At 61.1% G+C, this 12,568-nt stretch carries 10 protein-coding genes and 1 pseudogene; 6 read left to right on the plus strand and 5 right to left on the minus strand.

Annotated features, from left to right (window positions below; translation table 11 throughout):
- Positions 1-118 precede the first annotated feature (118 nt).
- The 5 genes from ASG57_RS06645 (at position 119) to ASG57_RS06665 (ending at position 7,195) form a co-directional block, all read left to right on the plus strand.
- Positions 119-976 carry an alginate O-acetyltransferase AlgF gene (locus tag ASG57_RS06645; RefSeq protein ID WP_082528897.1) on the plus strand — a complete coding sequence of 286 codons (858 nt, stop codon included), beginning with the start codon at positions 119-121 and terminating at the stop codon, positions 974-976.
- A 10-nt stretch (positions 977-986) separates the two neighbouring features.
- Positions 987-2,366: an MBOAT family O-acyltransferase gene (locus tag ASG57_RS06650; protein ID WP_057195935.1), complete on the plus strand. Its 1,380-nt coding sequence runs from the start codon at positions 987-989 to the stop codon at positions 2,364-2,366.
- A 7-nt stretch (positions 2,367-2,373) separates the two neighbouring features.
- Entirely contained in the window at positions 2,374-3,426 is a 1,053-nt protein-coding gene (locus ASG57_RS06655; RefSeq protein WP_024341356.1) for an alginate O-acetyltransferase AlgX-related protein, read from the plus strand.
- A gap of 4 nt (positions 3,427-3,430) precedes the next feature.
- Positions 3,431-4,411, plus strand: a complete 981-nt coding sequence (locus ASG57_RS06660) for an alginate O-acetyltransferase AlgX-related protein (RefSeq protein ID WP_156402598.1) — start codon at positions 3,431-3,433, stop codon at positions 4,409-4,411.
- A gap of 189 nt (positions 4,412-4,600) precedes the next feature.
- On the plus strand, positions 4,601-7,195 hold the full coding sequence (locus tag ASG57_RS06665; protein ID WP_057195937.1) for an NfrA family protein: 2,595 nt from the start codon (positions 4,601-4,603) through the stop codon (positions 7,193-7,195).
- An 11-nt stretch (positions 7,196-7,206) separates the two neighbouring features.
- On the opposite strand, the pseudogene ASG57_RS36535 reads toward ASG57_RS06665, so the two are convergent.
- A pseudogene (locus ASG57_RS36535) lies at positions 7,207-7,425 on the minus strand (IS5/IS1182 family transposase); the annotation flags it as partial.
- Between the two features lie 77 nt (positions 7,426-7,502).
- Positions 7,503-8,381, minus strand: coding sequence for a DUF3320 domain-containing protein (locus ASG57_RS06670; RefSeq protein ID WP_057195938.1), 879 nt, complete (start codon positions 8,379-8,381; stop codon positions 7,503-7,505).
- A 338-nt stretch (positions 8,382-8,719) separates the two neighbouring features.
- Between ASG57_RS06670 and ASG57_RS06675 the strand changes: the two genes are divergently transcribed.
- Positions 8,720-9,616 carry a hypothetical protein gene (locus tag ASG57_RS06675; RefSeq protein ID WP_156402599.1) on the plus strand — a complete coding sequence of 299 codons (897 nt, stop codon included), beginning with the start codon at positions 8,720-8,722 and terminating at the stop codon, positions 9,614-9,616.
- 404 nt (positions 9,617-10,020) lie between these two features.
- On the opposite strand, the gene tnpC is transcribed toward ASG57_RS06675, so the two are convergent.
- From tnpC to tnpA, 3 genes are all read right to left on the minus strand, one after another.
- Entirely contained in the window at positions 10,021-11,592 is a 1,572-nt protein-coding gene (gene tnpC, locus ASG57_RS06680; protein WP_057195940.1) for an IS66 family transposase, read from the minus strand.
- A gap of 73 nt (positions 11,593-11,665) precedes the next feature.
- Positions 11,666-12,013 (minus strand): IS66 family insertion sequence element accessory protein TnpB, encoded by a 348-nt coding sequence (gene tnpB / locus ASG57_RS06685; RefSeq protein WP_057195941.1) that lies wholly within the window; start codon positions 12,011-12,013, stop codon positions 11,666-11,668.
- A complete protein-coding gene (tnpA, locus tag ASG57_RS06690; protein WP_349510054.1) occupies positions 12,010-12,438 on the minus strand; it encodes an IS66-like element accessory protein TnpA in 429 nt (142 codons plus the stop codon). Before tnpA ends, tnpB begins: the two co-directional genes overlap by 4 nt.
- Positions 12,439-12,568: the final 130 nt, after the last annotated feature.

Consider the following 12,568-nt stretch of genomic DNA (forward strand, 5'->3'; position numbering starts at 1 on the left):
GACAAGGCCGCCTGAGACCCGCATGTTGTCGTCCGTCCCCTGACCAAACCACTCGGCGATCGATCTGCTACATCGGCACATGTCGCTTCGCGCTCCCCGCGAGAGACAAGGCCGCTGAATGCCGGTAGCTTCGAACCAAGAAGGGGGTCTCACGAAGACCTTGCTAACCAATTCCGTTTCCCATGTGGCGACTGGAATTTCGGGGCGGATTTTCTGGCCGTTGGTGCGGTGGTATGTAGCCAAGGCCCGCTTCATTGCTGATCTGACCTTCAAAATGACCATCCATCTCATTTCGTGTGTTCGGCGTTGCCGACGATCGTTCGGCCCTGCCCTGCTCATAGCCTTATCGTTTGGGCAGTTGGCGCAAAGCCAGGGCCAGGAGATCGGCCGCCTGTACGCAACCAGACCACCGCCCGGATACGCCTTCATCAGGATCGCCACAGTATCTGAGGGCAATTCCCCTCGGATACAGGTCAACTCGGCAGATCTGGCCATTAACGAGGCCACGGGGGCGAGTTCATATCGCGCCGTTCCCGGCAACCAGCCCCTGCACCTGGCGGCGAACGGCTCTCCGATCTCAAAAGATGTCGTGCCGGCCCCGGAAACATTTCTGACCTTGGTGGTCTCGAAAGCCAACCCCGCCTGGACCGTCCAATCGATTGACGAGGGGCAGAATTCGGATGACGGCCTGAAGGCCAAGCTCCGCTTCTTCAACCTCGTGCCCGGCTGCGCAGCCATTCTGAAGATTGCGGACGGCCCCACAATCTTCGAGCAAAGTCCATTTGCCTCCGTCCGGTCTCGGGCCATCAATCCCGTATCCGCACGGCTTGAAGGATCCTGCGGCGAGGGCAGCGCCAGCCTGACGCTTCCTCAATTGCGTGCCGGGGATCACTACAGCGTGTTCCTTCGGAAGGAGTCCCAACGGCTTCGTCTCACCGGCGGCTTGGATGAGACCGAGCCTCATCGGGAGCGCTAGGCAGTTCGCGATGGTATTCGTCAGCGACTCCTTTGTTTTTCTCTTCCTGCCTCTGTTCCTAACTGTCTACGCAGTTGTTTCCGCGCGCCTGCGGAATGCCACGATCCTCCTATTCAGCCTCGTCTTCTATGGTTGGTGGCGGTTCGATTTTCTCCCCCTCCTCATTGCGATCGCGTCCTGGTCCTGGGCTACGGGGCTCTGGATCGTCCGAAGCTCAGGCCGCGAACGTCAGCTTGCCCTGACCGCGGCCATTGTGGCCCCACTCGCAAGTCTGATCTGGTTCAAATACGCCAACCTTCTCGTTGAAACCGCATCGGTCTTAGGTGCACCGGTCGAGCATTGGACAGCTATTCCATTGCCCATCGGCCTCTCATTCTTCGTGTTCGGCGCGATCTCATACTCGGTGGATGTCTTCCGAAAGACCGTCGCCGCCGAGCCCAGTTTCGTGAACTACGCCACCTATCAGGCAATGTTCGGCCATCTCGTCGCGGGTCCCGTGGTGCGCTATCAGTCCGTGGCCGAGCGGCTGTCTTCACGCACCTTCCACCTTTCGGAGTTCACCGAGGGCTGGCGCCGCTTCATGCTGGGTTTCGCGCAGAAAGTTCTCCTTGGAGATACACTCGCGCCACTCGTCGATGCCGGCTATGCGCTGCCCAACCCCAGCGTGGCCGACGTCGCGTTGACGGTTACCGCCTACACGCTGCACCTTTACTTCGACTTTGCAGGGTACAGCAGCATGGCCATCGGTCTCGGACTGATGGTCGGCTTGAAGTTTCCGGAGAATTTCGACAATCCCTATCTGAGCCGATCAATTACCGAATTCTGGCGCCGCTGGCACATCAGCCTGTCGAGTTGGCTGCGCGACTATTTGTACATACCGCTTGGCGGCAACCGCGTTGGCAAGGTTCGCTCCTACTTCAACCTGCTGATCACCATGGCGCTCGGCGGCCTCTGGCACGGCGCCAGCTGGACTTTTCTGGTCTGGGGCATCTGGCATGGTTTGGGGCTGATCGTAGCACGGCTCTGGAACGTAGCCGGCGCGCCTCCGATCCCCACATTCATTTCCCATCTGCTCACTTTGGCCTTCGTGATGGTCGGATGGCTCTTGTTTCGCGCCCAGGACTGGCAGGCTGCGCAAACAATGTTGTCCGGTCTGCTGGGCTTTCATGGACTTGCCCTGTCATCGCCGATGGCTGCTGCTGCAAGGCCAACGGAGTTGCTGACAGTCTGCATTGGGCTCCTTGCGGTCTACGCTCCGACGCTGCCGCCCTCTCGTCTGCGAGCCTATATCGCCCGTCCACCGTTCGAATTGGCGCTCCTCTTGTGGCTATGCGCCTTGTGGACGATACAGAGCCGCACCGTTATTCCTTTTCTGTATTTCCAGTTCTAGGGACGTCATGCTCAGGGTTGTCCTCGTACTCGCAGTGATCTTCTCGGGGCTGGTCTCCGTGCTGATCAGAGGTCATGGTTCTCTGGGCGAAGTGCTGAAGACGACGACGTTGAACGACCTTGCCGATGGTCGCTTCGCCCAGAGAATCGACAAGGCGGTTCTTGGTGCAGTACCACGCAGCACTGACCTGGACGGCCTCGTTTCCGGAATCGAATATCGATTGCTCGGCGATGCCGGACCACAGGTCCGCGCCGGTTGCGGTGATTGGCTCTTCACCATGGAGGAATTGCGCGCAGAGCGTCACGCCGGAGCCAACATGGCGCTCCGGGCAGAACTGCTGCGGGGGCTGGCGCATGCAGTCAGACAATCCGGCACGCGTCTCATCATTGTCCCGGTGCCCGACAAAGCCGCGCAGGTCGAAGACAGGCTCTGCGGAATCACTGCAGCGCAATCGCGATTGCGAGACCAATTCTGGAACGAGCTCGGCCGCATGGAAGGGGCGGTTGTCGTCGATCTCCGCGATAACTGGCCCCGTCCAGGCTATTGGAAGACGGACACACACTGGGATCAAACCGGCGCCCGCTTTGCTGCCGAGCGGATCGCACAAGCCGTCGCACACACGCTCGAACCCGCGCCAGAGACGGTGAAGCTGATTGAAGGGACCACGCGACAGCGCACGGGTGACCTCGCCAGATTGTCTGGGTTGACCGATGCGCCACGTGTGCTCGCGCCACAGCCCGAGCAGGAGCGAGAATTGAAGGCGGACATCTCGCGATCAGGCGGATTGCTCGACGACACGCCCGAACCTTCTATCATTCTCGCTGGATCGTCCTTTTCGATGAATTCGGGGTTCTTCGAGTATTTCCAGAACTCGCTCGCTCGAGAAGTCGCGCAGGTCAGCTGGCCTGGCGGAGGGTTCGCCGGCGCGCTGCTAGAACTTCTCGAGACACGATCTGGCAGCTTGGAGAAAGCCAAGGTCGTGATATGGGAGTGGCCAATGCGATCATTGACCTTCCCTCCAAGCGAAGCCGAGAAAAACTTCCTACGCCGGATCAGGTGATGCAGTGGCGCAAAGTGTAACGCGATTGATGGTGATTACTGCTGCCGCGCTCCTGGCGTCCGCACCGCTGACGTCGGTCGCAACTGCGCGCGATGCCGTCATCGAAGGCAAATCCAACTGGCTCTTCGCCGGCTGGGAAAGCCTCACCGTCGCGCGTCCTGACGCCGAGCGAAGCTCCATCGAGCTGATTTCGGAGGTCGGGCAGCTCTTGGCTCAGAAAAATGTCAAGCTTATCGTCGCCATTGTCCCGCTCAAGCCCAGGTACTATGAAAGCCTGCTTCCCGATGGCTCAAAGCTGTCCGACATCGTTCGGCAGCGTTACGATCGGGAACTCACCGGACTGCGCACTGCCGGCGTTGCAGCGCCCGATCTTCGAGACGCTCTCAAGACCGTCATCGCCGACAAGAAGGAGGTCTTCTACCGCACTGATTTTCATTGGACGACGTTTGCCGCCGAAGCGTCCGCGGATCTCGTCGCCAGCGCAATCACCGCCGACGGCCCCCTCCCCGGCAAAGCCGGAAGCGGTGCGCAGCTTGGCGAATGGATGAACGATCGCCACCTTGGCGACCTTGCCGCCAATTTCCTGCCGCCGGATCGAAAACGGGCGATCGGCCCCGAAGCCTACGTTATCCGGGGCCCCGCCAAACCAGCCGTCGGATTGCTCGATGAGGATCCGGCTCCAGTCGCCGTCGTAGGCAACAGCTTTGTGCAACCGTATTTCGGCTTTCCGCAGCGGCTGTCCAGCAAGATCGACAGGCCGGTGGCGCTGAAGTGGAATCCCGGGGATGTCGGACCATGGGCCACACTCCTGCAATTCTTGCGCTCAGCCGAATTCAGGACGTCGCCAATCAGATACCTCGTTTGGCAGTTCAACGAAGCGCAAGTCCAGAACGGGCCCGACGCCGTCGGCGAATGGGCTTCGCAGAGTATTTCCAGCCGCGTCGAGTGGCGAATGAAGGTTAGCGATGCCTTGAAAAATCGGTAAAAGGCTTAATTTTCTCTGACGTCAGGATTTCCTCCTAAATCTGCTGCGAAACACCGCAGCAATTGCGCAACATGTCGGACAAAAAGCATGATCTTTGAAGGTCTTGTTGCAGTCGGACATCAAATTCTGGTTCCGCAGGTTTGCCCCGTCCGCTAATCTGAGATGCAAGTGTTACTGCCTGTGGGGGCCATGGTTATCAGGGGCGCAGAGCGTCTGAGACGACGTAAGCTGCGGGCTGCCCTCGGCGGCCTCGCGCTTTCGCTTGTCTTGGCGTGCTCGGCACGCGCCCAAACCGCCGATCTGGACCGCCCTCTCGACGGCGAGGCCTACTCCTCCGCCGCACAAGCATATAAATCGTTTGAGCAGGGCAACTACCAGGCTGCCGCAAACCAGGCTGCAGCCTCGGTTTCCTTGCGACCTGACATCCTCCGCCTGCGGTTGCTCTTGATCGACGCATTAGTCGCTGCAGGCAACCTTGCGTCGGCCGAACAGGCAACCATGGCGGCGCTCGCAACTTTTTCCTCGAACCAGGAGCTGGAGTCCCGGCAATCCAGTATTCGCCAGCGGCTTGCACAGCAACCGGCCGGCGAGGGCTACAAGGCACTTGAGCGGGGAGACCCAAAGGCCGCTGTTCGCGCCGCCCGCAAAGCCGTGGAGTATGGGCCGGATGTGATGTCATACCGGCTGCTTCTGCTTGCCGCCCAACTCGCCGACGACAACCTTGTTGGTGCCGCAGAGACCGCCTCGGAGGCGATCAAACTCGATTCCGGCAATTACGTTCCGCTCGTGTGGCGGGCATATATTTCCCAGAAGCTCGGCAACCGGACGCTCGCCGTCGCAGACTTCAATGCGGCACTCGCCGTTCCCGACCTTACCGACGCCGAGAAGAAGCAGATCCGATTGATTGCATCCGATGCGGCCCTGGCTTCCGGCGACGCCCGCGCGGTTCAGATCCTGCTTCAGCCATATGCCAAGACAGATCCATCGGTCGTTACGCGGATTGGCGATGCCGATGCTGCTGCCGAAGGCAAGGCGACCCTGAAGGGCGACGGCAGGCTCATGCCGATGCCGGTGCAGGATTGCCGCGACACGCCATACGGCTCGGTCTGCAGTCTGCAGGCGCCGCTCGTTCAGAGCATCGCCACGCCCATCGACAAGAAGGCCGAAGGCATGGAGGCGGCAGGCAAGGCCTACGAGGCCGCCCGTGCCAAGAACTACAGCGTGGCGATCGAGCAAGCCAAGAAAGCGGTGGCGGATACCCCGGAGATCGCCAGCACCCGGCTGCTCCTCATCAACCTGCAGCTAACCGCCGGTCGGCCGGCCGAGGCCGAAGCCACAGCGAGCCGCGCAATCGCGGAAGGCGTGGTTGATGCCGAGATCTACGCACAGCGCGGATTCGCGCGCAGCCGCATCGGCCATGACAAGGGCGCAATGGCAGATTGGGAGACAGCGCTTGCGCGTGGGCTTCCAGGCGATCAAATCCGGAACGTCCGTCTCGCGCTGGTCGACACGGCGCTGAAGGCCAAGGATCCGCAACGGGCGCTGCGGTCGCTTCCGCGCGTAGGCCTAGACTACGACTTCACAATTCGCCGCGCATATGCCTATCAAGCTTTGAGCCGCAAGGAAGAGGCGCTGCGCGACTTCAGGTCGGCTGAGCGTCTATCTGTCACCAATGTTCAGCGCGATGGCGCTATCCAGGCACAAATCAACACCCTGCTGGAGCTTGATCGCAAGCCCGAGGCACGAGCGATCTTCGACGCGGCGATTGCTCGGGGCCAGCTCAAATCGATCCGGGGCGCAGATGTCGCCTATATCGGCGTTGCCGTCGGCAACGATAAAGTGGCGCTGGAGCTGTTCGATCGCGCGAAGGCAAACGGTGCGTTGCCGCCCCGGGCCACCATCGATGCCGGCTACACCGCGATGCGGCAGTTCCTAAATCCAAAGGCAATCGCCTATCTCATGGAGGGCATCGACGCGAAGGCCGACGGTCGCATCAACATCGACGATCAGAAGTTGTTCGAAACACGGCGGACGGTTGCCGATCTGACGCGCGTATGGGGGATCAACAGCTCGATCTCCTACGGCAAGGTGGGGTCAGCTCCCAATCCTTTCCTGACGATCAACTCGCCCGCAAGCACCTACACGTCCCAATTTGGATCGGAGCTCTACTACCGGCCGGAGGCGTTCGGAAACCGTAACGGCGCCCTGTTCGAGGTTTTCGGCCGCCTCTTCGAGACACTGTACGACGAGGCGGGCGGACCTACCGGGCTACGTACGACGCAAGGCATGGCCGGCGCCCGGTGGAAGCCGTTCTCGGATCACAACCTCGTATTCGAGGTGGACAAACTGTTCAGGCTTGGCAACGCCGCCCGCGACGATACGCTGCTGCGAGCGGCCTATTCGTACACGGTCGGAACGGACTTGCGGGCAATAGACACGCATTGGCCGACCTGGTATATCTATGCGGAGGTTGATCGCTTCTTCCAGAAGACACAGCTCATCGGATTGTTCGAAGGACGCTTTGGTCACAGCTTCCGCCTGGATCCGATCAGCAGGAACCTGGTGTTCTTCCCCCACGCAGTTGTTGCCGCCAGCTACGACGATTCATTTGCTGTTCGCGACGCCTTTTCTGCCGGCGTCGGCAGCTCGATCCGCTATTGGTTTGGTGAAACGAAATATCTTGCGCCTCCCTCTTACTGGGAGCTGACGCTGCAGTATCGCTTCAGGCTCGCCGGCGACAGGCGCGCCGAGGGCATCTTCGCGCAAACGTCCATCAACTACTAACTCGTCGTCCGTTAAGAAGCCGATTGCAGCGGGGAGCGGTCGCTGATGGCTGCGATGAGAGTGGCCAGGAAGAGGCACAAAAGAGCCCTGAGCCAGGCGAGGATGCGGCGGAAGTTGTGGCCGACGTCCGAGAGGATAACGTTGGCCACATCGCCGGCGCGGCCTTTGAGGTAGCAGCGGCCGAGTTGACCATCGGTCTTCAGGTGCCCGATGACGGGTTCGATGGCGGAGGTCGTGATACAGTAAAGCCGGCGTCTCGCAAACCGCCTCGATGCGACAGGACAGGCGAACAGTGCGCCTGCTCTGATTATCCGGCCCTCAGAGCCAGTTCAGCAGCAGCTTCAAATCGAGAGCGGGTAGTGCCCGCCATACGTTTCAAGCCCATTCGCCGGCTCATAAGCTCCGCTGCCTTGCTTGTCGTGTGGCCTGCAGCCAAGAGCGAGCTTGCGAGCGACGCCAATTCGACCAGCGGCACATCTAAATGGTCACGAATCTCTTTCGGAGCATTCCGGAAAGGCACCAGCTCCTGCAGTTCGGGGCTCGGCCATACAATTGACCGCCCCTCTTCTGATGAGCGCGCGAATGATGGGTCAGCCACTTCTCGAGTGATCTGGACCAGCTTTCCCGTTGCTCGTGCGAGACCGTGAGCACGCGCGACCCGGCGCGCCACCAGCTCCTCGAAGATCGGGCCTTCCGAGCTTATCACGTGGTCCACCATAAGCTGGATTGTGCGGCGGTATTCGCGTTCGTACAGACTATGCTTGCTCAAGGTCACCCCGAGCGAAGCGAAGTTTGTCGGATGATAAGGGAGTCCTACCTCCAGATTGCCGTGCTGCGGCTCAACCTGAGCTGGCAAAAGTCTGGGAGGTGCCTGGAGGGAGCTCGTAGCGTCCGGCAAGGCAGCGGCCGCCGCTGTTCGGACGCCCCGAGGTCGCGGCTCGCTGTCCAGGTGTCTGATGATCGCGAGGCGCGCCGGCGTATCGTCAAAAATTCTTAGAACCAATCCGAGTTCTCTGAGTGTCGGGATCAGCAGCTGCAGCGCGGCGGCAGCTTTGCCTTTCTCCAGATCGACCACCCATTGCCGCCCGACGCCCGCGCGCAGGGCTAAATGGTGTTGCGACCACCCCAGCAGAGTGCGGCGGTCGCGAATGAAAAGTCCGAGATCTTTGGGCTCGCGAATGTCCATAAATGCTCGTCGTCGAATGACGACACCTTAGTCGGTAAATGACGACATCATAGATAAAACAACTCTTTTTTCAATAGGAGAGTGTCGTCAAACGCCGATAGGGCATTTTCTGAACCCGCAGATTGGCTCTCCGGCAATCCGCGGTGCGGCACATACGAAGTGGATGTGAGCTGGATCAAACTTGAGACATAGGGTAATTTACGTCGAGTAACGAGTAGAGCAGTTGAGAAAAGCCAGTGTCTCTTCGGACGGATGCGACCCGGCGAACGGTCACCCGCACGCCAGCGACAGTGATCGCCTATCGACAGAGGTACGTAGGCCTGTGTCGGCTTGCCGACGTGCAGATCAACGACCTGCTGGGCGCCGTTAGGTGGTTTGCCGGTGGGCATAATCGCTGGGTGAAGTCGACCATCAGGCAGTATCGAGCTGCGCTCCTACAAGTGATCGAAGACTCCCAACCTGACCTTCCGATTGCGGCTGCCGAAGAACTGTCTGCGATTCTCAAACTTGGTCCCAAGCCCCGCCAATCCGGACCTCCCCGGACTTCGGCGAAGAAGAGAAAGTCGGTTCCGAAATCCGAGTTCGGTCTGCTGTTACGTCACCTGAGGAACAGAGGCCGCCATCCCGACGACCGCCTCGCGGCACGACTGTTGAACCATAACGTTCGACTTTTTCTCCGCCCAAGCGAGTGGCGAACGGCGATTCTCCAAGGCAACATTCTGATTGTCAGAAATGGAAAGGCCACGAACGGGAGGGCATTGGGCTTCCATCGACGACTGGATTTGACGGACTACGGTCCTGAAGGGGTGAACGATCTTTCCAAGCTCCTAGTGGTCCTGCAGAAACAGGCCCACACAGCTGAGGGCTTCCGCCGGCTGTGGGGAAGGCTAGCCTCGCGAATTGCACGGGCGTGCAAGGAGATCGGCATAAAGCGATTGGCACCGTACACAACGCGCCATATCGGCATGGCGAACGCCAAGTCCTGGATGTCACCTGAAGAGGTGGCGGCAACCGCCGGACATAAAACCACGGCGACAGCGAGCTCCCATTACGCGAAGCGCCGCACCGCATGGCGCAGCAAGCCGTCCGGTGTTGCCCGTCCCCTGCCTGAGGACGTTGCGAAGGTGATCGGATCGCGGAAGGTAAGCCGCGAAGCTAACTTGGAGTTCATGAAGAATCGCGAAGAAAGAATGCGCGATGGGCCTGCGGGCGATACGCCCACCCCTCCTTTTTGACGTGATGGCGTCGCATTGACGTGACTGCACCGCACGCCTGTGACCTCCATCCCTCGCACGGGGGCACGCCGGATCGCAACCGGTAAGTAAGGCGGCAAAGCATGCAAGACAGCTGTCTGACAAGTCAGCAAACTATCGCTCCGACCAACGGGCCGTCGCCATGAGCGGGCTTCGCGAAGCTCGACGGGCAGGGACACAACGACAAAGCAGGCTCTCTAAAGCTACGTTGTCAGATGCCGGCGCGCTGTACGCGTCCGGTGACGGCCCCTGGTTAGGTCATCTTGAGTGGATGGCTGACCGCCGTTTATGCGGCCTGAGCGACGTTCTGAGGTCGCCAATTCCAGGNGTACGCGTCCGGTGACGGCCCCTGGTTAGGTCATCTTGAGTGGATGGCTGACCGCCGTTTATGCGGCCTGAGCGACGTTCTGAGGTCGCCAATTCCAGGGCATGAGTTCGTGGATGCGCTTGGCAGGGTGATCCGGTAGGCGCGCCAGCACGTCGGCGAGCCAAGCCTGCGGGTCGATGTCATTGAGTTTGGCGGTGGCGATGAGGCTGTAGATGGCGGCCGCACGCCGGCCGCCCTCGTCGGACCCGGCAAAGGTCCAATTTTTTCGTCCCACGGCGGCCGCTCTTAGCTCACGCTCAGCAGCGTTGTTCGACATGCAAAGCCGTCCGTCATCAAGGAAGCGGCTAAATGCATCCCAGCGGCTAAGGCAGTAATTGATCGCTTTGGTCGTGTCGTTGTTCCTGGAGAGCTTGGCGCGCTGCTCGCGCAACCACGCCTCCAGCTCGACGATCAGGGGGCGGCTACGCTCCTGGCGCACACGCAACCGCTCCTGCGCAGTAAGACCGTTGATCTCGCGCTCGATGGCGAACAGGACATCGATGCGCTTGACCGCCTCGGCCGCAATCGGCGCCTTGCTGAGCCGTGCCAGATCAAAGAACTTGCGCCTGCCGTGCGCCCAGCACGCGGCCTCGATGATCGGGCCGCCCTTGCGATTGGCCTCGTAGAGCCTGCCAAAGCCGGCGTAGGCGTCGGCCTGCATCAGTCCGGCATAGCCCGCCAGATGTTGCTCCGGATGCTCGCCGCCACGGTCCGGTGAGTAGAAGAACACGGCCGCCGGCGGATCTGGGCCGGCAAACGGACGGTCGTCGCGCACGTAAGTCCAGAGCCGGCCGGTCCGGGTCTTGCCCTTGGCCAGGACCGGCACTGTGGTGTCATCCGCGTGGATGCGCTCGGCTGCGAAGACGTGGCTCCGGATCGCATCGACCAGGGGCATCAGGGTTGCCGCGGAGGCACCTACCCAGTCCGCGAGCGTCGATACGTCGAGGTCGATGCCTTCACGCTGGTAGACGTCGCTCTGGCGATGAAGCGGCAGGTGCAGGCCGTACTTGGCAAACAGGACATGGGCCAGCAGCTTGGGCCCCGCACGCCCGCGTGCAATCGGATGCGAGGGGGCCGGCGGCTGGGTGATCGCTTCGCAGGCCCGGCAGACGAGCTTCTCGCGCACGTGCTGGATCACCTTCCACTGGCGCGGAACGAGCTCCAGCGTCTCGGTCACGTCCTCGCCGATCTTGCGCAATCGGCTGTCGCCGCAGCATGGGCAGGTGGCAGGCACCGGATAGACAAGGCGCTCCCGCGGCAAATGCTCCGGCAGCGGCCGGCGGGCTGGCTTGCGGCGCTCGAACGATGGCACCGCAATCTTCTCGGCTGCCATCTGTGCCGCGGTCTCAGCTTGCGCCGCGTTCTCCTCCAGATCGGCGAGTTGCAGCTCGAGCTGGTCCAGCAATGCGCCTCGCTCGGAGGACTGCCCGAACTGCTCGTGCCGGAGCTTCTTGATCGTGAGTTTGAGCTTCTCGATCAGCAAGGTCCCCGCCTGGGCCTCGGCTTCCGCGGCCAAGCGGGCCGCTCGCTCGGCGCGCAGCATCGCCTGCAGCGTGGTCACATCGTCGGGAAGAGAATCATCGGCGCCCATCGCCGACCAGAGAATCACAAGACGCGGTCTCTGTCCGAACCGCTGATCGTGCCTCCGATTCAAATCCCAGCGATCAGCCCGCCGCCTGCGGTCGCCAAGTCTGTTGCGGCATCCGCCAGTCGATGCCCTCCAGCAGGTAGCCAAGCTGGGCTGGGGTGATTGTCACCACGCCGTCAGCCGACGACGGCCACAGGAAGCGGCCGCGCTCCAGCCGCTTGGCGTAGAGCGACATGCCCAGTCCATCGTGCCAAAGGATCTTGATCAGCTTGCCGCTCTTGCCACGGAACACATAGAGGTCGCCGCCGTGGGGGTCTCGCTTGAAGGCTTCCTGCACTAGCAAGCCCAGCGAGTTCATGCCGCGACGCATATCGGTATGGCCGGTCGCAATCCACACCCGCACGCCCGACGCAATGGGGATCACCGTAGGCGTCCATCTGCCAGCGCCGCCACGGCGGCCTTCAGCGCCGCCGTGTCGACCGTACCCGTGATCCGCATCCGAGCCCCGGCAGCAAACTCGATCTCGATCGACCCGCCGCTGCTCGTCGGCGCGACTGGACAAGGCGTCGGCCCTGATTCCGCGACCACCATTGCCGGTACGAAGCCACGTTGATCGGCGGCATCCCTCGGCTCAGGCCGAAATGATCGCCGCCATCGCAGCAGCAATGAGCGCGAAACACCATACCGCCGCGCTGTTGCCGCGACTTGCCGCGGCGCCTGCAAGCTCTCCAGGACGATCTTGAGCTTCTCGTCCTCGGACCAGCGCCGTCGCCGGCCCGTGTCCACCACCTCAAGCCGTTCGACTTGGGCACTGCGCCTATCACTGTCCATAAGGACAGTTCTCAACATCACGCCTTATTCGGCAAGGCGGCCTTCACCGGCTTTCAATTACCCACAAATGCTTGATTCTATTGCGATAGCCCCGATCGAAAAATCTTGAATCGGATGAATCGCTTGTGATTCATTGTCGAGCACCTGA

This window comes from Bradyrhizobium sp. Leaf396, from assembly GCF_001424605.1.
Taxonomy (GTDB): Bacteria; Pseudomonadota; Alphaproteobacteria; order Rhizobiales; family Xanthobacteraceae; genus Bradyrhizobium; species Bradyrhizobium japonicum_C.

What these genes read in the sequence shown, in the direction of transcription:
- ASG57_RS06665 (WP_057195937.1), top strand. Translation starts at nt 4,601, where the DNA reads ATGGTTATCAGGGGCGCAGAGCGTCTGAGACGACGTAAGCTGCGGGCT.
- ASG57_RS06655 (WP_024341356.1), top strand. Translation starts at nt 2,374, where the DNA reads ATGCTCAGGGTTGTCCTCGTACTCGCAGTGATCTTCTCGGGGCTGGTC.
- ASG57_RS06645 (WP_082528897.1), top strand. Translation starts at nt 119, where the DNA reads ATGCCGGTAGCTTCGAACCAAGAAGGGGGTCTCACGAAGACCTTGCTA.
- ASG57_RS06650 (WP_057195935.1), top strand. Translation starts at nt 987, where the DNA reads ATGGTATTCGTCAGCGACTCCTTTGTTTTTCTCTTCCTGCCTCTGTTC.
- ASG57_RS06670 (WP_057195938.1), bottom strand. Translation starts at nt 8,381, where the DNA reads ATGGACATTCGCGAGCCCAAAGATCTCGGACTTTTCATTCGCGACCGC.
- tnpC (WP_057195940.1), bottom strand. Translation starts at nt 11,592, where the DNA reads ATGGGCGCCGATGATTCTCTTCCCGACGATGTGACCACGCTGCAGGCG.
- tnpA (WP_349510054.1), bottom strand. Translation starts at nt 12,438, where the DNA reads ATGTTGAGAACTGTCCTTATGGACAGTGATAGGCGCAGTGCCCAAGTC.